Origin of the sequence: Microbacterium sp., from assembly GCF_003248605.1 — a bacterium.
Taxonomy (GTDB): domain Bacteria; phylum Actinomycetota; class Actinomycetes; order Actinomycetales; family Microbacteriaceae; genus Microbacterium.
In genome coordinates this window covers 1-21,168 of sequence record NZ_QFPF01000035.1, presented here as the reverse complement: position 1 = coordinate 21,168, position 21,168 = coordinate 1, and the positions used below count along the sequence as shown (strand labels likewise).

General features: G+C 70.9%; 21 protein-coding genes and 1 tRNA gene. 4 read left to right on the top strand and 18 right to left on the bottom strand.

What is annotated here, in order from left to right:
• Positions 1-35: 35 nt before the first annotated feature.
• Together DI573_RS06820 and DI573_RS06815 are read right to left on the bottom strand one after the other, a co-directional pair.
• Positions 36-902 carry an HAD-IIB family hydrolase gene (locus DI573_RS06820; protein ID WP_292812066.1) on the bottom strand — a complete coding sequence of 289 codons (867 nt, stop codon included), beginning with the start codon at positions 900-902 and terminating at the stop codon, positions 36-38.
• Positions 899-2,332 (bottom strand): trehalose-6-phosphate synthase, encoded by a 1,434-nt coding sequence (locus tag DI573_RS06815; RefSeq protein WP_292812064.1) that lies wholly within the window; start codon positions 2,330-2,332, stop codon positions 899-901. The genes DI573_RS06820 and DI573_RS06815 overlap by 4 nt, the downstream gene beginning before the upstream one ends.
• A 143-nt stretch (positions 2,333-2,475) precedes the next feature.
• Here DI573_RS06815 and DI573_RS06810 point away from each other — a divergent pair, with 143 nt between their 5' ends.
• Positions 2,476-2,727, top strand: a complete 252-nt coding sequence (locus tag DI573_RS06810) for a hypothetical protein (protein WP_292812062.1) — start codon at positions 2,476-2,478, stop codon at positions 2,725-2,727.
• 21 nt (positions 2,728-2,748) lie between these two features.
• Here the strand turns inward: DI573_RS06810 and DI573_RS06805 are convergent, their stop codons facing one another.
• The 3 genes from DI573_RS06805 to DI573_RS06795 are packed head-to-tail and all read right to left on the bottom strand — an operon-like array spanning position 2,749 to position 5,389.
• Positions 2,749-3,933 (bottom strand): acetyl-CoA C-acetyltransferase, encoded by a 1,185-nt coding sequence (locus DI573_RS06805; protein ID WP_292812060.1) that lies wholly within the window; start codon positions 3,931-3,933, stop codon positions 2,749-2,751.
• On the bottom strand, positions 3,930-4,586 hold the full coding sequence (locus DI573_RS06800; protein WP_292812058.1) for a CoA transferase subunit B: 657 nt from the start codon (positions 4,584-4,586) through the stop codon (positions 3,930-3,932). The genes DI573_RS06805 and DI573_RS06800 overlap by 4 nt, the downstream gene beginning before the upstream one ends.
• 2 nt (positions 4,587-4,588) lie before the next feature.
• Positions 4,589-5,389: a CoA transferase subunit A gene (locus DI573_RS06795; protein ID WP_292812055.1), complete on the bottom strand. Its 801-nt coding sequence runs from the start codon at positions 5,387-5,389 to the stop codon at positions 4,589-4,591.
• A gap of 100 nt (positions 5,390-5,489) precedes the next feature.
• Between DI573_RS06795 and DI573_RS06790 the strand changes: the two genes are divergently transcribed.
• Positions 5,490-6,281, top strand: coding sequence for an IclR family transcriptional regulator (locus DI573_RS06790; RefSeq protein WP_292812073.1), 792 nt, complete (start codon positions 5,490-5,492; stop codon positions 6,279-6,281).
• 10 nt (positions 6,282-6,291) lie between these two features.
• Here the strand turns inward: DI573_RS06790 and DI573_RS06785 are convergent, their stop codons facing one another.
• The 10 genes from DI573_RS06785 to DI573_RS06740 all read right to left on the bottom strand — a co-directional run bounded on the left by DI573_RS06785 (position 6,292) and on the right by DI573_RS06740 (position 15,231).
• A complete protein-coding gene (locus tag DI573_RS06785; protein WP_292812053.1) occupies positions 6,292-7,260 on the bottom strand; it encodes an alpha/beta fold hydrolase in 969 nt (322 codons plus the stop codon).
• The gene (locus DI573_RS06780) at positions 7,245-7,997 is read right to left on the bottom strand and encodes a 3-hydroxybutyrate dehydrogenase (protein ID WP_292812051.1); all 753 of its coding nucleotides are present in this window, start codon (positions 7,995-7,997) and stop codon (positions 7,245-7,247) included. The genes DI573_RS06785 and DI573_RS06780 overlap by 16 nt, the downstream gene beginning before the upstream one ends.
• Complete coding sequence (locus DI573_RS06775; RefSeq protein WP_292812048.1) at positions 7,994-8,674, bottom strand: TetR/AcrR family transcriptional regulator; 681 nt, start codon at positions 8,672-8,674, stop codon at positions 7,994-7,996. The genes DI573_RS06780 and DI573_RS06775 overlap by 4 nt, the downstream gene beginning before the upstream one ends.
• On the bottom strand, positions 8,661-10,259 hold the full coding sequence (locus DI573_RS06770) for an AMP-binding protein (protein WP_292812046.1): 1,599 nt from the start codon (positions 10,257-10,259) through the stop codon (positions 8,661-8,663). The genes DI573_RS06775 and DI573_RS06770 overlap by 14 nt, the downstream gene beginning before the upstream one ends.
• Positions 10,256-11,386 (bottom strand): branched-chain amino acid ABC transporter permease, encoded by a 1,131-nt coding sequence (locus DI573_RS06765; protein ID WP_292812044.1) that lies wholly within the window; start codon positions 11,384-11,386, stop codon positions 10,256-10,258. Before DI573_RS06765 ends, DI573_RS06770 begins: the two co-directional genes overlap by 4 nt.
• Entirely contained in the window at positions 11,383-12,258 is an 876-nt protein-coding gene (locus tag DI573_RS06760) for a branched-chain amino acid ABC transporter permease (protein WP_292812041.1), read from the bottom strand. The genes DI573_RS06765 and DI573_RS06760 overlap by 4 nt, the downstream gene beginning before the upstream one ends.
• On the bottom strand, positions 12,255-13,040 hold the full coding sequence (locus DI573_RS06755) for an ABC transporter ATP-binding protein (protein ID WP_292812039.1): 786 nt from the start codon (positions 13,038-13,040) through the stop codon (positions 12,255-12,257). Before DI573_RS06755 ends, DI573_RS06760 begins: the two co-directional genes overlap by 4 nt.
• On the bottom strand, positions 13,037-13,801 hold the full coding sequence (locus tag DI573_RS06750; RefSeq protein ID WP_292812037.1) for an ABC transporter ATP-binding protein: 765 nt from the start codon (positions 13,799-13,801) through the stop codon (positions 13,037-13,039). Before DI573_RS06750 ends, DI573_RS06755 begins: the two co-directional genes overlap by 4 nt.
• Positions 13,802-13,808: 7 nt before the next feature.
• Positions 13,809-15,011, bottom strand: a complete 1,203-nt coding sequence (locus tag DI573_RS06745) for a substrate-binding domain-containing protein (protein ID WP_292812035.1) — start codon at positions 15,009-15,011, stop codon at positions 13,809-13,811.
• Positions 15,012-15,155: 144 nt separating this feature from the next.
• Positions 15,156-15,231: transfer RNA gene (locus tag DI573_RS06740), tRNA-Lys, on the bottom strand.
• 157 nt (positions 15,232-15,388) lie between these two features.
• Between DI573_RS06740 and DI573_RS06735 the strand changes: the two genes are divergently transcribed.
• Positions 15,389-16,204, top strand: a complete 816-nt coding sequence (locus tag DI573_RS06735; protein WP_292812071.1) for an inositol monophosphatase family protein — start codon at positions 15,389-15,391, stop codon at positions 16,202-16,204.
• A gap of 44 nt (positions 16,205-16,248) precedes the next feature.
• Positions 16,249-16,803 (top strand): hypothetical protein, encoded by a 555-nt coding sequence (locus DI573_RS06730; RefSeq protein ID WP_292812032.1) that lies wholly within the window; start codon positions 16,249-16,251, stop codon positions 16,801-16,803.
• A 139-nt stretch (positions 16,804-16,942) separates the two neighbouring features.
• Here the strand turns inward: DI573_RS06730 and DI573_RS06725 are convergent, their stop codons facing one another.
• From DI573_RS06725 to DI573_RS06715, 3 genes are all read right to left on the bottom strand, one after another.
• On the bottom strand, positions 16,943-18,304 hold the full coding sequence (locus DI573_RS06725; protein ID WP_292812069.1) for a UDP-glucose/GDP-mannose dehydrogenase family protein: 1,362 nt from the start codon (positions 18,302-18,304) through the stop codon (positions 16,943-16,945).
• A gap of 127 nt (positions 18,305-18,431) precedes the next feature.
• The gene (locus DI573_RS06720; RefSeq protein ID WP_292812030.1) at positions 18,432-19,907 is read right to left on the bottom strand and encodes a glycosyl hydrolase; all 1,476 of its coding nucleotides are present in this window, start codon (positions 19,905-19,907) and stop codon (positions 18,432-18,434) included.
• On the bottom strand, positions 19,900-21,168 hold a 1,269-nt coding region (locus DI573_RS06715; protein ID WP_292812028.1), incomplete at its 5' end, for a glycosyltransferase. The genes DI573_RS06715 and DI573_RS06720, both read right to left, overlap by 8 nt.

The following is a 21,168-nucleotide window of genomic DNA, read 5'->3' as shown; positions in this document are numbered from 1 at the left end:
CTGGATGACGGGTCGGTGCTGGCCATGCCCCGAGTCTATGACCGAGCGGCGATGCGCAACCGCGCGAGTGCGGACAACACACCGGCGAGTTCTTTGGCGTCGGCCACGCGGAGAGTCGCCGCCGTCTCACCCTCGCCCACTCGGATGCCGAGGTCCGCGTCACCGAGGCTCGCCAGAGCGTCCTCGTCCGTGACGTCGTCCCCCGCGAAGACGACCGCCGTGGCCCCCGTCTGCTCGCGCAGCTGCGCGACTGCGGAGTCCTTGCCCTCGTGCCGCCACGCGAATTCGAGGATGTCGCGACCCGAGCGGCGCCGCCAGTCCGGTGCATGCCGCGCGACGATGTCGTCGACCGCGGCGGCCGCGGCGGCGGCATCCGTCGGGGAACACAATCGGGTGTGCAGCCCGAAGCCGAAGGCCTTGTGCTCGATCCACGCGCCCTCGATGTGCTCGACGGCGCGCTCGGCCGCCGCGCGCAGCGCCTCGGAGTCCCCGGCGTGAGGATTCTCGCTCGACGCGAGGGCCTCGGCCGTCCCGGAGACCTCGTGCCGCGCCGAAGTCCTCGCCTGGGACCCCGCCGCGTCGGCGTCGAAACCCTCGGGATGCCGGAACTCCGCGCCGTGGGATCCCGCGAGGTGCACGGGCGACCCCGGCTCGTACTCCGCGATCACCGCGAGGTCGGCGAGGGTGCGCCCGGAGACGAAGGCGACCACGGTGTCGGGAGCCGCGGCGAGCTCGCGGACGGCGGTCGCGGACTCGGGAAGCGCGCGCGCCGACATCGGCTCGTCGGTCAGGGGCGCGAGCGTGCCGTCGAAGTCGAGGGCGATGAGCAGCCGCTCCGCGCCGGCGACCTTCTCGAGGGCGACCGCGATGTCATCGGGCAAGGAGGCGTGGTCGTGGCTCACGCGGTCGCCTCCGCCCGGGTGCGCGCCTGATCGAGGGCGGCGAGGAAGCTGCGCGACCAGGCGTCCACGTCGTGCTCGAACACCCGGCGGCGCAGGGATCGCATGCGTCTGCCCTGCTCGGCACCGGGCATCTCGATCGCCCGCATGATCGTGTCCTTGAGCCCGCCGATGTCGTGCGGGTTGATCAGCAGCGCGCTGCCGAGCTCATCGGCGGCACCCGCGAACTCGCTGAGGACGAGCACGCCGCGGTTGTCCAGGCGCGCAGCCAGATACTCCTTGGCGACGAGGTTCATGCCATCGCGCAGGGCGGTGACGAGCATGACGTCGGCGGCGAGGAACAGGGCGACCATCTCCTCGCGCGGATAGCCGTGGTGGAGGTATCGGATCGCCGTGTGCCCGACGCTGTCGAACGTGCCGTTGATGCGGCCGACCGTCAGCTCGATCTCGTCACGCAGCTGCGCATAGGCCTCGACGCGCTCGCGGCTCGGGCTCGCGACCTGCACGAGGGTGACGTCGCTGACGTCGAGGCGGCCGTCCTCGAGCAGCTCGCCGAACGCCTTCATGCGGTGGCGGATGCCCTTGGTGTAGTCGAGCCGGTCGACGCCCAGAAGGATCTTGCGAGGATTGCCGAGCCCCTCGCGGATCTCCCGCGCTCGCGCCTGCACCTCCGGTCGACGGGCGATCTCGGCGTAGGACTCGGCGTCGATCGAGATGGGGAATGCCTTCGCGAGCGCCGTGCGGGTACCGCCGCCGGGCACGGGCACGGTGATGCCCGACGCCTTGGTGTCGTAGCGCAGCTGGCGGCGCACCGCGCGGGCGAAGTTTCCGGCATCCGCCACCCGCTGGAATCCGATGACGTCGGCGCCGAGCAGTCCCTCGAGCACTTGCCGCCGCCAGGGCAGCTGCGAGTACAGACCGTATGCCGGAAAGGGAATGTGGTGGAAGTAGCCGATCGTCACATCGGGGCGCAGCTCGCGCACCATCTTGGGCACGAGCTGCAGCTGGTAGTCCTGCACCCAGACGGTGCCGCCCTCGGCGACCACCGCGGCCGCGGCCTCGGCGAAGCGCTGATTGACGCTGACGTACGCCTCCCACCACACGCGGCGATAGCGCGGGGCGGCGATGACGTCGTGGTAGAGCGGCCAGATCGTGTCGTTCGAGAAGCCCTCGTAGTAGAGCTCGACGTCGTCGGCGGTGAGCGTGATCGGCACGAGGTGCGTGCCCTCGAAATCGAAGGGCTCCAGTTCGAGATCGGGCTTTCCTGCCCACCCGACCCAGGCGCCGTCGGCGCGCTTCATCACCGGCTCGAGGGCGGTCACCAGACCCCCGGGCGACCGGCGCCACTCGCCGTCCCCTTCGGCGCGATCGACGGGGAGCCGGTTGGCCACGACGACGAATTCGGCGCGATCGGGAAGACTGTCGGTGCTCACGGGGGCCTCTCACGGGGCGTCGGGTCGGGCGATGGGGCCTTTCCAGGCTACCCGGAGCCGCCGAGGACCCGAGGGGACTTGCGCCCCCGGCCGGCGATTGTCAAGGCTGCTGCAGCCCGCGGGTGACGCAGTAGCGTGGGGCCATGCGCAAGTACCTCTTCGGCACCGGCATCATCACGGCCTTCACGGGCGGGATCACCCTGCTGCGCTCCGCGCGCGAGGGCGAGTTCACCTGGCGCACCGCCCTGGCGTGGCTCAGCTGGGGTATCTCGCTCTCACTCGCGATCGGCTCGATCGTCGACACCCGGCGCGCGACCCGCGGCCGCCCGATCGCCGACGACTCCCCCGTGCACGGCAAGGAGCAGAAGCTGCTGAAGAAGCGCCTGCGCTCCTGAGCGGGCCGCCTCACGCCGTGCTCAGCGCGTGAGAATCAGCGCCTCGCCCTGCCCGCCCCCGCCGCACAGGCCCACCGCCGCCGTGCCGGTCCCACGGCGGACCAGCTCGTGCACGGCGTGCACGACGAGCCGCGCACCCGACGCACCGATGGGGTGACCGAGCGCGATGCCGCCGCCGTGGATGTTCACGACGTCGTCGTCCAGGCCCAGATGGCGCTGGGATGCTGCCACCACGGCACCGAACGCCTCGTTGATCTCGACCAGGTCGAGATCTCGCGGGTCGAGGCCCTGCTTCGCGCACGCGCGCTCGATGGCCCGAGCGGGCTGCGCCTGCAGCGAGTTGTCGGGTCCGGCGACCTGACCGGAGGCGCCCACCGCCGCCAGCACCCGCCAGCCGTTGTCGTCGGCGTGCGCGCGCGTCGTGACGACGACGGCCGCCGCCCCGTCGGAGATCTGCGACGCGTTGCCAGCCGTGATCGAACCGCCCTCGGCGAACGCGGGACGCAGCCGCGCGAGCGTGTCCGCCGTGGTGTCGTCGCGGATGCCCTCATCGGCCGTCAGCACGAGGGGCTCGCCCCGGCGCTGCGGCACTTCGACGGGCACGATCTCGGCGTCGAAGATTCCTGCATCACGAGCGGCGGCCGCACGCTGATGCGAGCGGGCGGCGATGGCATCCTGCTCTTCGCGCGTGATCTCGAAACGCGGGTTGTGCCTCTCGGTCGACGCTCCCATGCTGTCGCGGTCGTAGGCGTCGGTGAGACCGTCGTGCGCCATGTGGTCGAGCACCTCGACGCTGCCGTACGCCCAGCCCTCGCGGGAATCCATCAGCAGATGCGGGGCACGCGTCATGGACTCCGTGCCCGCAGCGACCACGACCGTCGCGTCGCCGGTCGCGATCATGCGCGCCGCGTCGATGACGGCCGTGAGGCCCGACAGGCACACCTTGTTCACCGCGACGGCGTGCACGTCCCAGCCCAACCCCGCGCCGATCGCCGCCTGCCGCGCCGGATTCTGACCGGCCCCCGCCTGCAGCACCTGGCCGACGATGACGGCGTCGACCGCATCCGCCGGAACTCCCCCGCGCTCGAGGGCGCCTCGGATCGCGAGCGAGCCGAGCTGGACGGCGGTGAACGGCGCGAGTAGGCCCTTCAGACGCCCCTGCGGTGTGCGCGCGGCCGCGACGATGACGGTGTCGGCGGTGTTCATACCGTCACCGCCCGCAGCGCCGGCGAGATCGTCAGCCGCGGCTCGGTCGCCGCGATGACCTCGTCGACGGTGACGCCCGGGGCCGTTTCGACGAGCACGAGCCCCTCGTCCGTGACGTCGATGACGGCGAGATCCGTGATGATGCGGTCGACGACGCCGCGCCCCGTGAGCGGCAGCGAGCATTCGTCGACGATCTTGGCCGACCCGTCCTTCGCGACGTGTTCCATCAGCACGATGACACTCGCCGCGCCGTGCACGAGATCCATCGCGCCGCCCGGCCCCTTGACCATCTTTCCGGGGATCATCCAGTTGGCGAGGTCTCCCCCGCGCGAGACCTGCATCGCGCCGAGGATGGCCGCGTCGATCTTGCCGCCGCGGATCATCCCGAAGCTCGTGGCCGAGTCGAAGTAGGAGGCCCCGGGCAGGGTCGTGACGGTCTCTTTGCCGGCGTTGATCAGGTCGGGATCGACGGCGTCCTCGGTCGGGTACGGACCCACGCCGAGGATGCCGTTCTCGGACTGCAGGACCACGGTGATCCCCTCGGGCACGTGGTTGGGCACGAGCGTCGGCAGGCCGATGCCGAGGTTGACGTACGAGCCGTCCGAGAGCTCGGCGGCCGCGCGCGCGGCCATCTCATCGCGGGTGAGTGCCATGGTCATTCTCCTGTTCCCGAACCGGGCGAGGCCTGTCGCGACGGCGACACGGTGCGTCGCTCGATCCGCTTCTCGATGCCGGTGCCGACCTCGACGACGCGGTGCACGAAGATCCCCGGCAGGTGGATGCCGTCGGCATCGAGTTCGCCCGGCTCCACGAGTTCTTCGACCTGGGCGATGCACACGCGCCCCGCCATCGCGGCGAGGGGGTTGAAATTGCGCGCGGCCTTGTTGAAGACGAGGTTGCCGTGACGGTCGCCCCGCACGGCGTGGACAAGCGCGAAGTCGGTGGTGATGCTCTCCTCCAGCACGAATTCGCGGGAGCGACCGTCCCGCTCGAAGGTGCGGACGTGCTTGGGCGGCGAGGCGAGCGCGACACCTCCCGCGCCGTCGTAGCGCTGCGGCAGCCCGCCCTCGGCGACCTGCGTGCCGACGCCGGTCTGGGTGTAGAACGCGGCGATGCCCGACCCGCCGGCGCGCAGCTTCTCGGCGAGCGTGCCCTGCGGCGTCAACTCGACCTCGAGCTCGCCGGAGAGGAACTGGCGCTCGAACTCCTTGTTCTCCCCCACGTACGACGACGTCATCTTGCGGATCCGCCGGGCACCCAGCAGCACGCCGAGGCCCCAGTCGTCGACGCCGCAGTTGTTGCTGACGATGCTGAGGTCGGTGGTGCCCTGCGCGAGCAGGGCCTCGATGAGGGCGATGGGGTTGCCCGAGAGCCCGAATCCCCCCACCGCCAGCGTCGCGCCGTCCGGGATGTCGGCGACGGCCTCGTCGGCGGTGGCAACCTGCTTGTCGATCACTCGTCACTCCTTCGTGTGCGGTTCATCCAGCGTGCTCCTGTCGGTGCCGTTGCGCCAACCGTGCGCTTGCGATGTGGTCGCATGCACGCCTAGTGTCCATATCGTGGGACAGGCTGGAGTCGTGCCGGGCGCGCAGGCGATCGCCCGCGCCGCGGCGCTGCTGCGGCTCGTGACCGCGGCGGGCGAGGAGGGTGCCGCGGTGCAGGACCTCGCCCGCACCGCCGGCCTGACCCGATCCACCGCCTACCGTCTGCTCACCGCGTTGCGCGCCGAGGGCCTGGTGGATCACGACGAGGCGAAGGCGCGATGGATGCCGGGGCCCGAGCTCTTCCTGATGGGCCAGGTGGCGGCATCCCGGTACGACATCACCGCCCAGGCGGGCGACATCGTGCGTTCGCTCGCGGTGCGCACGGAGGAGAGCGCCTTCCTCTCGGTGCGCCGCGGGGATGAGACCGTGTGTCTGCTGCGCGAGGAGGGCTCGTTCCCGATCCGCTCGTTCGTCCTGAGCGAGGGGGTGCGCTTTCCGCTCGGCGTCGCCTCGGCGGGGCTCGCGATCCTCGCCTTCCTCCCGCCCGACGAGATCGACGCCTACCTCCAGCGTCACCCCGAGCTCGCAGAGCGCTGGGGTGCATCCCACGATGTGGCGCGGCTGCGCACCCGCGTGGCAGAGACGCGCGACCGCGGCTACGCCGTCAATCCCGGCCTGATCGTGGCGGGCAGCTGGGGCATCGGCGCGGCGGTGTTCGACCGGGCGGGGCGGCCCGAATGGGCCCTCAGCCTCACCGGCGTGCAGTTCCGCTTCGATCCCGACCGCCTCCCGACGCTCGGGCGCACGCTGCTGGCGCACGCCCACCAGCTCACGACGCGCCTGACCCGCCCGCTGCCGCGGTGAGCATCGCCGCTCAGCCGGCGGCGAGCGCGGCGACGCGGGAGGCCCCCTCGGGCGCGAGCACGATCGTGTAGTGGTTCACGTCCGGCACCCGCTCGTGGCGGATCTCGGGATGCTGGGCGAGCAGCCCCGCGAGATGACCCTCCTCGTACAGCCCCGGCTGCTCGTCGCGCAGCCCCCTCGGCGCCGTCAACAGCACCGCCGGGTGGGCCAGTCGCGCCAGCGCATCGCCTATCGCGGTGCCCGTGTTGAGATCGATCGTGTCTTCGACCGTCGTGGCGTACGACGTCGCCGGGCGCAGCGCACCATCCTCGGGCACGAGATCGTACGCCAGGTAGCGCTCCAGCGGCTCCGACCAATCGGCCGCGAACGCGGGATGCGCCCGCCAGAATGCGAGGTACTCCGCGACGTCGGCGAACCTCATGTGCAGGCGATCGGCGGTCGCCCCCAGAACGCTCTGCACGACCTCGTCGGGGGTGAGCCCCGGGGGTACGTCCAGCGGCAGTCCACCGTCCACGAGCAGGAGGCGCGAGACACGCGCGGGGTGCCGGGCGGCGAGCACGACACTCACGAACGCCCCCATGGAGTGTCCGACCACGACGGAGCTGCCGATGCCGAGGGCGTCGAGCACGGCGGCGAGGTCGTCCGCGTGGGCGGCCATCCCCGCGGGGCCCTGCACGTCGCGGCTGGCGCCGCGTCCGCGCAGGTCCGGTGCGATCGCGCGAACACCGTCGGGGAGGGCGTCCACGACAAAGGGCCAGGCGAGGTGCGACGAGGTGATCCCGTGCACGAGCAGCACGTCGGCGGTGTGCGGGCCGACGGCATCCCAGATGCCGACCCGCAGCGCGCCACCGGCCACGGGCACGTCCATCGTGCGGTACGGGTGCCGCGACGCCCCCGCCGCAGCACCCGCCCGCGCCCCCGCGTCCGCCGCGGCGGCCCCCGTCGCCGTGTCGCCGCCCGCGGTCACCGGGCGCTCCATCCGCCGTCCATCGTGTACGACGCGCCGGTGACCATACCCGCCGCGTCCGACACGAGCCACCCGGCGAGATCGGCGACCTCGTCGGGTTCGACGAGGCGCTTGATCGCGCTCTCGGCGAGCATCACCCGCGCGACCACCTCGGACTCGTCGATGCCGTGCATGCGCGCCTGGTCGGCGATCTGCTTCTCGACCAGAGGCGTGCGGACGTAGCCGGGATTGATGCAGTTGCTGGTGACGCCGTGCGCTCCACCCTCGAGCGCGGTGACCTTGGAGAGACCCTCGAGTGCGTGTTTGGACGCGACGTACGCCGATTTGAAGGGGCTCGCGCGCAGCCCGTGCACGCTCGAGATGTTGACGACGCGTCCCCAGCCTCGGCGGTACATGCCCGGCAGGACGGCGCGGATCAGCAGGAACGGCGCCTCGACCATGAGTCGCTGCATGAGCCGGAAGTCCTCGGGCGCGAACTCGTGCAGCGGCGCCACCCGCTGGATGCCCGCGTTGTTGACGAGGATGTCGGCCTCGAGCGGGACGTCCTGCCACGACGTCGTCGCCGAGAGGTCGATCTGCCACGCCTCGCCGCCGATCTCGCGGGCCGCATCCTCGGCGGCCTCGCCGTCGACATCGGCCACGATGACATGGGCACCGCGCGCCGAGAGCAGTCGCGCGCACGCGCGGCCGATACCGCTCGCCGCGCCCGTGACGATCGCGCGCCGTCCTTCGAGGTTCTGCTCGCTCATGAGAGCTCCTTCCTGTGCCCGGGCGCGAGGGCGTTGTCGATGACGCGCATCATCGCGTCGAAGATCTCCGGCTGCAGCTGACGCGGCGGATCCCCCGCCGCGTCTCGCTCCCACAGCAGGAATCGCATCCCGATCAGCTCGCCGATGCCCATCAGCGACCAGGCCGTGACCTGCGGATCGAGGCCGGGATCGACATCGCCCGCGCCCTGCGCCGCGCGGAGCCCCGCCTCGTACCCCTCGACGATGCGCGTGTAGTGCAGCCGCAGCGTCTCGGGAGAGACGAACTCCGCCTCACGCACCACGCGGTACAGCGCCGGGTGCGCGGCCGTGAACCGGAAGAAGCCGGCAAATCCCGCCCGCTCGGCCTCGAGGCGGGACGACGCGCCCTGCATCGCCTCGGCCATCGAGTGGCGTACGCGGCGGTTCAGATCGAGCACGAGTGCCTCGAAGATGGACTGCTTGCTGTCGAAGTAGAGGTAGAAGGTGCCGAGCCCGATGCCCGCCCGCTCCGTGATCCGCACGATGGAGGCCTCGTGGTAGCCGGCGTCGGCGAAGACGTGCTCGGCGGCCTCCAGCAGCCGTGCGCGCGTGGCCTCGCCCCGCTTCGTCAGCGGCCGGCCCGTCGCCTGCGACACCGGCTCGGGCGCCTCCTCGATGTGGTGGTCATGCAGGATCATGCGTCTCCTCCTCCATGAGCCGAGCGGCCCGCTCCCGCAGCCTCGCGCGGGCGATCTTGTCGATCCCCGATCGCGGCAGTTCCGCAACGAGGACCGCGTGGACCGGCACCTTGAACGCCGCAAGATGGCGTCGGGCGTGCGTGAGCAGTTCGTCCTCCGACAGTGTGGCGCCGGGTCTCGGCACGACGAACGCGACACCCCGCTCGCCCCATACCCGATCGGGCGCGCCGACCACCGCCACCTCGCCGACCAGCGGATGACGCGCGAGCACCCGCTCCACCTCGGCGGGCGCGACGTTCTCACCGCCCGAGATGTAGATGTCCTTCAGCCTGTCCACCACCGCGTACACCCCGTCGGCGTCGCGATGCACCAGGTCGCCGGTGCGCAGCCAGCCGTCCGCGAGGGCACGCGCGGTTGCGGTGGCATCACCCAGGTATCCGGCGAAGACGCTGGGACCGCGAACCTGCAGCTCGCCGGTCGCGATCCCTGCGAGCTCCAGCCCTGAGCGCGGGTCGGTGATCCGCACGTCCACGTGCGGATAGGGCCGGCCGACAGCGCCGGGCCGGGCGGCGACCTCGTCCGCGGGCAGGTGCAGCACGTTCGGGGCGGCCTCGGTCAGGCCGTAGCCCTGGGTCAGGGCGACTCCATGCGTGGCCCACTCCTCGTGCAGGTCGGGGGGCATCGTCGCGCCCCCGACCAGAGCCAGACGCACGGAGTGCAGATCGGCGGCGCGGAAGGAGTCGTCGTCCGCCAGCATCCGGTACTGCGTGGGGACGCCCATCATGCAGGTCACGCCCCGCTCACGGATCAGCTGCAGCACGCGGCGCGGCTGGAACGACCGCTCGAGCACGACCGTCGCCCCCACCCACCACGCCAGCAGCGGCTGCACGTTCCAGGCCGCGACGTGATGCTGGGGCAGCATGGCCAGCACCACGTCGTCTTCGCGCACGGGCAGCGCCCCCGAGAGGGCGAGATTGTTCCAGAAGCAGTTGGCGTGGGTGAGCACCACGCCCTTCGGTGCCGCCTCGCTGCCGGAGGTGAAGATCACCAGCAGCGGATCGTCGTCGCGCACGGGCGCGTCGCCCGCCGCGCTCGCCCGCGCGAACGGCGGCACGGAGATCTCCGCACCCGTGGTGCCCAGCTGCCGCACGGCGCGGATCGGCCCCGCATCGCCCGCTTCCGCGCGCAGCGCGGCCGCGGCGAGCGCGTCGTACTCGTCGTCGACCAGGACGAGCGCGGGATCGCTGCGACGCAGAAGGTCGGCGATCTCGCCGGGTGTCAGCCGCCACGACAGCGGAACGAACGCCACGCCCGCGAGCGCGCAGGCGAAGAACGCCACGACGTGGTCGATCGAATTGCCCGAGATCGTCGCGATGCGCGCGCCGGGCCCGTACCCGGCCGTACGCAGGCGCGCGGAGAGCTGCCTCGCGCGCGCGGCCAGCCTGCCGTAGCCGATCGTGACGCCGCGATCGTCGATCGCGACCCGGTCCGGGGCGTGAGCCGCGCGATCGGTGAGCCAGCGCCCGATCGTGTGCGGCTCGTCCTGCGCGCGCGTGTCGGCCTCGGATCCCGGCGCCGCGATCACGCCTTCACCTCCACGGGCTCTTCGGCCTGCGCGTCGTCGGCGTCCAGGCGTCCGAGCGCCGTCGCGCGACGCCCACCGCGTCGCCGCCGCGCCCAGGTGTCGACCGTTCCGGCGATTCCGCCCGGCAGGAACATCACGACGAGGATGAAGAGCACGCCGAGGATGAACAGCGGCTCCGACAGAGGCACCCGCAGCACGTCGGGAAGACCCGCGACCGCCTCGGAGCCCGCGAGAACCGTCAGACGCTGATCCAGCAGCGTGTAGAGCACCCCGCCGACGATCGCCCCCCACCGGAACCCGACACCGCCGAGCACCACCATCACGAGCACTGTGATCGTGAGATCGGCCGACACCGAACGCGGCGCCGTGCCGGACTGCAGCAGCATGTACGCGACGCCCGCGAGCGACGCGCAACCGGCCGCAACGACGAAGACGGTGAGCTTGGCCGCGTAGGGCGAGAGTCCGAGCACCCGCACGCGCACCTCGTTCTCCCGCACGGCGCGGGTGAGGTGGCCCAGGCGTGATCGATCGACCCACAGCACCACGAGGTACACGAGCACCAGCACGACAAGGCTCAGCCAGTAGAGGTTGCGCGCGTTGATGACGCCGACGAGAAAGCCGGGCACCGAGTCGGTCTCGAGCCCGAGGCCCTCCTCGCCGCCCGTGAGCTGCTGGTTGCGGCGCACGAGCACGGACCCCGCCTGAGCGAAGGCGAGGGTGACCATCGCGAACGGGATGCCGGAGACACGCATGCTCACCGCGCCGGTCACCAGCGCGATCACGAGTCCGCCGATCAGGGCGACGAGGATCCCGGGCCAGAGCGCCATGCCCGTCTGCTCGAGCACGATGCCGAGACCGTACGCGCCGGCACCGAAGTAGAGGGCATGACCGAAAGACAGCATCCCGGACGTGCCCAGCAGCAGGTTGTACGAGAGCGCGAGGGCCGCGAAGACCATGCAGAGCGAGAGCAGGGCGAGGCTGCCCGGTGTGTACGTGGGCCCCGGAAGGACGCCCGGGATGCTGAGGTTCAGCAGCGGCAGGATCGCCAGGACGACGATCCCGGCCACGCCCGCGGCGATCGGCAGCAGGGGACGCAGGGCCCATCGCGGGGTGCGGGTGACGCTCATGCCTTCCTCCCGAGGAGTCCGCGCGGGCGCACGAGCAGCACGACCGCGAGCAGCGCCACGACGATGAAATCGCCCGTGCCGCCGAGATAGAAGTTGGCGAACTGCTGCAGCACCGCCACGAGGACCGAGGCGATCGCGGCCCCGATGAGGGAGCCGAGACCGCCGATGACCGTGACGATGAACGCGAAGATCAGCAGGGTCTGCCCGAGGTGCGCCGAGACGTAGCCCGTGTAGTGGGCGGCGAGCACACCCCCGATTCCGGCGGCGGCGCCCCCGATCGCGAACACGAGGGTGAAGGAGCGGCGCACGTCGATGCCGAGCGCGGTGACCATCGAGCGGTTCTCGACGCCCGCGCGGATGATCATGCCGTAGCGGGTGCGGCGCAGGAAGATCACGAGGGCGGCGAGCACGAGGATCGCGGCGGCGATCAGCACCCAGTAGGTGTTCGGGATGCGGGCGCCGAGCACCTCGGTCGTGTCGCGCAGCCACGACGGGCCCGCGATGTAGATCGGATCGGTGCCCCAGATGCCCTCGAACAGGGCGACCGCGGCGAACGAGAGCCCCACGGTGACGAGCACCTGTTCGATGTGTCTTTCGTAGAGCGGGCGGATGAGGGCCAGTTCGGTCACGGTCGCGAAGATCGCACCGATCGCGGCGCCCACCAGCACCGAGAGGAGGAACCCTCCCCACGACGCGGTGTCCAGACGCCGTGCGACCTCCCAGCCGAGGAACGCGCTGAGGGTGAGGAATGCGCCGTGCGCGAAGTTGAGCACGTGCATGAGCCCGTAGATCAGGCTGAGGCCGGACGCGATCAGGAAGTACAGGGCGCCGAGGCCGATGCCGGTCAGCAGCACGAGGACGAGGGCACTCATGCGGCCGCCTCCGCGTGCACGCCGAGCAGCCGCCGGGTGAGCTCCTCGTCGTCGAGGATGCCGGTGGCCGAGCCCGTGTGCACGACACGTCCACTCTCGATGACGATCGCATCTCCCGCCAGGGCGCGGACGACCTCGAGGTTCTGCTCGACGAGCAGGATCGGCACGAGGCGAGAGGCCTCGCGGAGCGCATCGGCGACCTCGCCCACGATCCGCGGCGCGAGGCCCTTGGTGGGCTCGTCGACGAGCAGGAGCCGGTTGTCGTTGAGCAGCGCCCGTGCCACCGAGACCATCTGCTGCTGCCCTCCCGAGAGCGTGCCGGCCGCCTGGCCCCGTCGCGTGACGAGGTCGGGAAAGAGCTGTGCGACCAGTTCGCGCCGCTCTTCGAGCCGGTCGGCATCCGCCGCGCCGCGCCGCGAACGGCGCTCGGCGAGGGCGAGGTTCTCGGCCACGGTGAGTCCCGCGAACACCTCGCGGTCCTCGGGCACGTAGCCGACGCCCCGCTGCACGATGCGATGTGTCGGAAGGGCGTCGATCCGCTCCCCCGCCAGTCGCACCTCGCCGCGACGGTGGATGAGCCCCAGGATCGCGCGCAGCGTGGAGGTCTTGCCGACGCCGTTGCGACCGAGCACGGCCGTGATCCCGGTCGCCGCGACGGCGAACGAGACGTCCTCCACGACCTGCTGACCCGCGATCGTGGCCTTCAGATGGGTGACGGTGAGGATCGGCTCGGGCAGTGTCGCCGCCGCGGTGCCGGCAGCAGCCGGGTGCGCCGCGCTCATGCCGCCGTCCCCAGATAGGCGCTCTGCACGAGCGGGTCGGCCATGACCTTCTGCGGAGTGTCGAAGGCGAGGATGCTGCCGGAGTACATCACCGCGACGCGGTCGACGAGCCCCATCAGCACATCGATGTGGTGCTCGACCATGACGACCGTCGCTCCCGACTCGCGCTGCATGTCGCGGATGTTCTCGACGAGGCCCGCGACGTCACCGGAGGCGACCCCGGCCATCGGCTCGTCCAGCAGCACGGTGCGCGCGCCCGCGACCAGCAGCACGGCGATCTCGAGCTTGCGCTTGTCACCGTGCGAGATGTCGCCCGCCGCGGCGTCGGCCTTGTGCGAGAGGCCGACACGATCGAGGGTCTGCCGAGCCGTACGGGTGGCAGCATCCGTCGGCCGGGGAAAGGTCAACAGGGAGTAGTTGCCGCCCTGCTTCGCCTGCGCGGCGAGCCGCACGTTCTCGAGCACGCTCAATCGGGGGAACAGGCTGGATGTCTGGAAGGTGCGCCCGAGCCCCGCCCGCGCCCGGCGGGGTACCGACAGCGTCGTGATGTCGGCACCGTCCATGAGGATGCGGCCCGCCGTCGGCCGAACGAGGCCGGAGATCACGTTGAACAGTGTGGTCTTTCCGGCTCCGTTGGGCCCGATCACGCCGACGAGCGAACCCGGGGCGATCACGAGGTCGACGTCCTCGAGGATTCTCGCGCCGCCGATCTGCAGGCCCAGGCCCGAGATCTCGAGCGCGGGCGGGGCTGGGGTCGTCATCGCCCGATCACTCCGCCTCTGCCGGGGCGACCGCTTCGGCGTCGGCGGTGTCGACCAGTTCGGGCACGAACGAGCCACCGTCGGCGACGAGGCGCACCTGGTACATCTCCTGGATGAGGGCGTGGTCGCCGACCCGCACCGTCGTGGTGCCCTTCGGGCCCTCGAACTCGTAGCCCTCGAGGGCTTCGATCATGCCGTCGACGGTGCCCTCGCCCTCGCGGATCGCCTGCACGATCATCAGCGCGGCGGTGAATCCATCGGGGGTGAACAGGTCGGGTGTGCCGCCCGCCTCTTCGACGGCCTCGATCATCGCGGTGTTGACCTCGGAGTCGTTCGCGCCCGCGAAGTAGTGGTTGAGGAAGCTGATCTGCTCGGACGCCTCACCGTATGCGCCGAAGGTCGCGGCATCGCCCAGGCCCGTGACGACGGGCACCGCGTCGAGGACGCCCTGCTGGCTCATCGCCTGCCACATGGCGCCGGACGTCGCTCCCGCCCATGCCACGAACACGAGGTCCGGTTCGCCCGCGACGACCTGCTGCGCGAACGGCGTGAACTCCGTGACGTCCTCGGCGACGAGCACCGCATCGACCGTGGCGCCCTGAGCGCCGAGGATCGCCTCGACGGCGGCCTGGTTGCCCTGACCGAAGGCGTTGTTCTGTGCGAAGACCGTGATCTTGCGCCCCTCGATGTCGTCGAGGAACGTACCCGCCGTGGCGACGTCCTGCGCGCTCTGGCGTCCGGAGCGGAACGTGTACTCGTTGATGCCCGTGAGGGCGTCGGCAGCGGCCGGGCCCGAGATGAAGAGCACCTGGTTCTGCGCGGCCTGCTCGGCCACCGCGAGGGCGACACCCGACGAGGCGCTGCCGGCGAGGATCTGCACGCCCTCGCCGATGAGCTCCTTCGCGATCGTCACCGCGGTGTCGGGGTTGCCGGCGTCGTCGCGGTAGTCGACCTCGATGGTCGTCCCGTCGACCTCGCCGGTGCCGTCGGTCGCGTAGTCCAAGCCCGCTCGGAATCCCTCGAGGTACTGCTCCCCGTAGCCCGCCAGCGGCCCCGTCTCGCTCGTGATGACGCCGACGGTGACCGATTCGGCGGCTTCGCCGTCCGTTCCCTCGCCGCCGTCGGTGCCGGCCTGCGGCGCGCACGCCGACAGGAAGAGGGCCGCGGCTGCCGCCGCCGATCCCCAGAGCAACTTCTTCGTAACGCGCATGTGCGTGCCTTTCGCCATTGAGAGGTGCAGGTACCTGAAACCCGATTCAGGTTATGGCGAAAGCGTAGATCGCGGGGCGCGGACGTGTCAACAGGCCGCGAACGACGAAAGGCCCTGGAACTGGCGAGAGTTCCAAGGCCTTCCTGGTGCACCCCCTCGGACTTGAACCGAGAACCCACTGATTAAGAGTCAGTTGCTCTGCCGATTGAGCTAGAGGTGCAAAGGGAACGCCCGGGTGGAGCCGGGCGAACCGAGGTTCAACGTTACCATCATGATGACGCTCACCGCCAATCGAGACAGGGGTCGCCGGTATCCTTTACCGTGTGACCTTCCCCGCCGGTTCGACTCCCCCGCTCGCGTCCGAGTCCCCGGCCGTCATCGCCTCGGCGTCGACGTCGCGCGCCGACGATCTCGCCCTCGCCCTGCGACTGGCGGATGCTGCCGCCGCAGCATCGATGGCCCGTTTCGACGCCGCCGACCTCGACATCCGCACCAAGGCCGATTCGTCGCCCGTGACCGAGGCCGATCTCGCCACCGAGCGCGCGATCCGAGACATCCTGTCCCTGGAACGGCCCGGCGACGGCGTCTTCGGCGAGGAGTTCGGCACGACCGGAGATGCCGCCCGGCAGTGGATCATCGACCCGATCGACGGCACCGCGAACTACATGCGCGGCATCCCGATGTGGGGCAACCTCATCGCGCTGGCGGTCGAGGGTCGCCCTGTCGTGGGCGTCGTCGGGGTTCCGGGCATCGGGCGACGCTGGTGGGCGGCCGAGGGTCTCGGCGCGTTCACGAACACCCCCGACGGCGGCGAACGCCGCCTGCGGGTGTCGGATGTCGACGACATCGCCGAGGCCAGCGCGAGTTTTCAGAGCATCGGCCAGTGGGATGACGCGGGGCGGCTCGACGCCCTGATCGCTCTGACCCGCGCGGTGCGCCGCGACCGCGGCTACGGCGATGTCTGGCCCTACATGCTGCTCGCCGAAGGGCGGCTCGAGTTCGTCGCCGAGTTCGACGTGAAGGAGTACGACATCGCCGCCGTGGTGCCCATCGTCACCGAGGCGGGCGGACGATTCACCTCGTTCGACGGCGACGACACGCTCGCCGCCCGCTCCTCGCTCGCCACGAACGGCGTGCTGCACGAGGCGTTCCTCGATCTGCTGCATTCCGCCCCGACGCCGGCCACCGCCTGATGCCCCGTCTGTCCTGGCCCTCCCGCTCCCCGCGGCGGCGCGCCGTGTCGGGCCTCGCCGTGGGCGCGCTCGCGCTCACCCTCGCGGCCTGTGCCGGCGAATCGACGCCGCCCTCGGCATCCACCGCTCCCGAGCCGAGCGCGACGGCCACCGCCGCCCCGGCCTCCCCCAGCCCCGCACCCACCGTCGATGCGGCGGCCGTGACCTGCGAGTCGCTGATTCCCGCCGACCTCATCGACACCTTCACCGCCGCGGGATGGACGGTGCGCGACGACCCGTTCCGCGTGGCCGACATCGAGCTCGAGAGCGGGCACTGGTGCACGTGGGGAGATTTCGCCGGCGCGGCCAGCGACAACGTGCAGATCTACGGGTGGGCGCCCATCGACGAGGAGACCGCCGCAGAGACCCAGTCGGCGCTGGTCTCGGACGGCTGGGTGCGCGAGGAGGAGGACGCGGTCGTCTTCATCACCGAGAATCCCGACACCACCGTGTCGACCGACGCGCAGGGCTACGGCATGACGCTGCAGTTCGGCGAGGGATGGGTCACGGTCTCCGACACCAAGGAGGGGCTGCTCGTCATCGTGCTGCCCACTCCCTGACCGGCCTCCTTCGGTCGCCACAACAGGAGATGCGCCGAGAACAGGCAGATCGGCGTCCGATCCTCCTATCCCCGGCGCATGTCCTGTTCTGGGCACCGCCGGCACCGACGGCGCTGCGCGAGAGACGGGATGCTGCGGCCTATGCCGCGACGCGCGCCGCTCCCGCGACCTCGGCCGTCTTTCCGGCCGCCGCGCGACCGAGCCCGCGATAGTCCCAGCCGGCCGCGCGCCAGGCATCGGCGGGCAGGCAGTTGCGCGCGTCGATCACGACGGGGCGCGAGACGAGCGCCGCGATCTCCACGGGGTCGGCGGTGCGGAACTCGTTCCACTCCGTCAGCACCAGCACGACGTCGGCGTCCCTGACCGCGTCGGCCGTCGAGCCTGCGTACGACAGGGTCGGGAACAGCTTCTTGGCCGTGGCGCCGGCCTCGGGGTCGTAGACGCTCACGTGCGCGCCGCGCAGGTGCAGCGCGGCGGCGACGTTGAGCGCGGGAGAGTCGCGCACGTCGTCGGTGTCGGGTTTGAAGGCCGCGCCGAGCACCGCGATCCGCGCGTTCAGCACGGATCCCCCGGCGCCCTCGGTCGCGAGGTCGATGACCCGCTGGCGCTGTTCCATGTTGATCTCGTCGACCTGCTGCATGAGCCCGACGGCCGAGTAGGCACCCAGCTCCCCCGCGCGGTGCATGAGGGCACGGATGTCCTTGGGCAGGCATCCCCCGCCGAAGCCCAGTCCGGCGTTGAGGAACTTGCGCCCGATGCGGGCGTCGTAGCCGATCGCGTCCGCCAGCACCCCGACATCCGCGCCCGCCTTCTCGCACAGACCCGCGATCGCGTTGATGAACGAGATCTTCGTGGCGAGGAACGCATTGGCGCTGACCTTGACGAGCTCCGCCGTGGGCAGGTCGCACGTCACGACCGGTGCGCCGTGCGCGATCGCGGGGGCGTAGAGACGGCGCAGGCGCTCCTCGGCCCAGGGGCCGGCGCCCCCGATGACGATGCGGTCCGGACGCAGGGTGTCTTCGACGGCGAGTCCCTCGCGCAGGAACTCGGGGTTCCACACCAGCTCGGCGTGCACCGAGGCGGGCGCCGCCTCGGCGATGATGCCGCGCAGCCGCTCACCGGTGCCGACGGGCACGGTCGACTTTCCGACGATCAGGGCGTCGTGCGTGAGGTTCTCGGCGACCGCCCGCGTGGCGGCATCCACGAATCGCAGATCGGCGGCATGGCTCGACGCCTTCTGCGGGGTGCCGACGCAGATGAAGTGCACATCGCTGACCGCGATCGCCGAGGGCAGGTCGGTGGTGAAGCGCAGGCGGCCCGTCGCGACGTGTGTGGCGATGAGTTCGGGAAGCCCCGGTTCGAAGAAGGGCACCTCGCCGCGCTCGAGGGCGGCGACCTTGGCGGGGTCGGTGTCGATGCCGATGACGTCGAACCCCATCTCGGCCATCGCGGCGGCGTGGGTGGCACCGAGGTATCCGGTGCCGACGACGCTGACGCGCAGCGGCTGATCGGCGCCGTCTTCGGGCAGCGGCGGGGCGGGCTGGAGAGCGGGGCGGGAGTTCTTCACGGGATGCTCCTTACGAGGTGGGGTGCTGTCGGTGTCGGTGTCGGTGTCGGCCGTCGGAGGCTCAATACGGGATCAGGGCGAAGTTTCCGGCGGGATCGGCGAGTCCGTCCTGGAACGCCTGGCGCGTGTCGGCCCGGGAGTCGATGCGCCAGTCGTTGGTGACGCGCTCACCGTTGCTGATCGTCGTGACGGCCAGGTTGAACCAGGAGAAGCCGATGATGTCGGCGTTCTCGGTCCGGGTGAAGGCATCGAAGAGGTCGGTGACCCACTCGACCTTGTGCGCACCGATCTCGGACGCGCCGATCTCGGTGAGGATGATCGGCTTGTCGCTGATCTGGCGCAGCTGCTCGAGTGTGCGACCGAAGGTGTAGTCGAACGTCCACGTCTGCCCTTCGTCGTACGACCAGGTCTGCGAGGCCTTGTCGAACCTCGGGCGCAGATACCCGGAGACACCCACCCAGTCGACGAATTCGTCGCCGGGGTAGAGCGCTGCCAGGAACTCGACCGACTTGTTGCGGGCAGGCAGGTTGTTGACGATGTTCGGCGACCAGGTCCAGATGACGAACTGGTTGGCGCCTTCGGCTTCGAAGATGTCGTGCACGTGACGCCACATGGCGACGAAATCGCCCGGGCTGTTGCCGTTGAGGGAGGTGCCGTCGCCCTTGGTCTCGGCCCAGGGGTACCAGGTGCCGTTCATCTCGTGGTCGAGGCGGATCGCCAACGGCAGCCCCGTGGTGACGATGTCGCGCGCGTACTGCCGGAGGTAGTCGTCGAAGGCTCCGGCGACCCCGTTCTCGGGGTCTCCGATGATGCGCGGGAGCGAGTAGTCGGGCTCGACGACGACGTCGTTCTGGGCGGCGATCGGCCGCGATTCCCAGGTCAGCATGGGCACGAGGCCCCGTTCCCAGGAGCGCGTCACGGCGTCGCCTCGGAAGGGCTCGTCCCACCCGCCGAAGTACCCCACCATGCCCTGGCGGCTGCCGGCCTTCATCGCGGCGTCGTCGAACGTCGCGAAGTTGAACGGTGCCTGCGTGGTGTACATGCCGAAGTAGCGCTGATTCGGACTGATGAGGGTCTCGATCGCGGGCGCTGTCACCGCCGCCGGAGCCGGGGCGGGTGCCGGCGTCGAGGGCGCCGCGGGGCGCGGCTGGGCCGGCGAGTCGCGGTAGACCACGACCGTGTCGGGACCCGACACCTCGCCTCCGTCGTCGGGCACCGGCTCTGGCGTGGGCGTGGGCGTGGGGGTCGGCGTGGGCGTGGGGGTCGGGCTCGGGGATGCGGCGGCCTTCTTCGCCGCGGACCGGGCGCGCTCCGCGCTCGCCTCCGCGGCGGCGAGCTCCTCACGCAGCGCCTCGTTCTCGGCGACGCTGGCGGCGAGCTGCTCGTCGACCGTCACGAAGGGATCGGCCGCACCGGGGCTGGCCCAGACCGCAGCGCCGGTGACGACGAGGGCGACGACCAGCAGGCCTCCGCCGAGCGCCGCTCTCTTTCCTGCGGCGGGCGTGTCCGCCCACCAGTTCTTGTGTGACTTAGACAATGAGGAACGCCTCCAGAGCGAAGATGGTGAAGCCGATGACGTAGGGCCAGGCCGCCTTCGGGTTGAGGCGACGGCGCGGGGCGGCGGTCGGCGCCGCCTCCGCCTTGCGGGTCATCGTGCGGGTCGAGCTGCGGGTGAGCAGGGTCGTGCCGGTCGTGGGACCCGCGACGCGGTCGTCCGCCAGAGGTCCGAAGAGCTCGTCCACGCCGTCCTCCGCCGCGCCGGCGCGCGCCGGAGAATCGAACCCGTCGAGCTCCCGGTGCAGACGCTCACTCTCGGGGTCTGTCCCACCGGCGCCCGCCTCGGTGACCGGAGCGTCGCCGCCGGCGTACGCACCGGCTCGCGTGCCCCAGCCCGCGGCGTGCCCCATGCGGAAGAACCCGATCAGGCGGATCGGCATCAGGAAGGCGGTGGAGACGATGATGAAGACCGGCAGCCGGAGGAAGTCGCTGGGCTTCTCGGCGAGGTGGCGCAGCTGGCGGATCGCCATGCTCAGCACCGACGAGACGACGATGAGGACGATGACCCAGACCAGGCCCGATCCGAAGCCGAACTCCTCGAGGATCGCCTCGTAGAAGTTGTATCCCTCGCCGATCGCGGCGCGGTAGATCCATCCCCCGATGACACCGGCGAGCAGGAACGGCAGCACGATGTCCATCGCCATGAACACCGCGAGCATGGGAGCGTGTCCCAGCATCCACGGCATCATCCGCAGGGTGTTGTACTGGCTGCCGCGAGCCCAGCGCAGCTGCTGCTTGAACAGCTTCTTCACCTTCAGGGGCGCGTCGGTGTAGACGAGGCTCGTGTGCTGGTAGACGGTGCGGTAGCCCTCTTTCAGGGTCAGATTGGTCAGGGTGCGGTCGTCGGAGATCTCGAGGAACACCCCCATGAACTTCTCGGTCATGAACTTCTCCATGACCCGCATCAGGATGCTGCGCCGGAACGCGATGGTGCGCCCCGGAAGGCAGCCCACCTGGCCGAGCACGCTCTGCGCGGGCATCGCGTACAGCGAGCGCGAGTTCTCGAGCCAGTCCGCCCAGCGGGTGATCCACGAACGCTCGGGCTCGAGGATCCGCTGCCGCGTCGTCACTCCGCCCACGCGGCTGTCGGCGAAGGGCTTGATGAGCTCCTCGAGGGTGCCGGGCATCCAGACCGTGTCGGAGTCGACGAGGATCGAGATGTCGTACGTCGACATCTCGACACCCACGCGTACCGCGTTGCGTTTGCCGGCGATCGGCGTGTGCACCCAGTGCACCTGCGG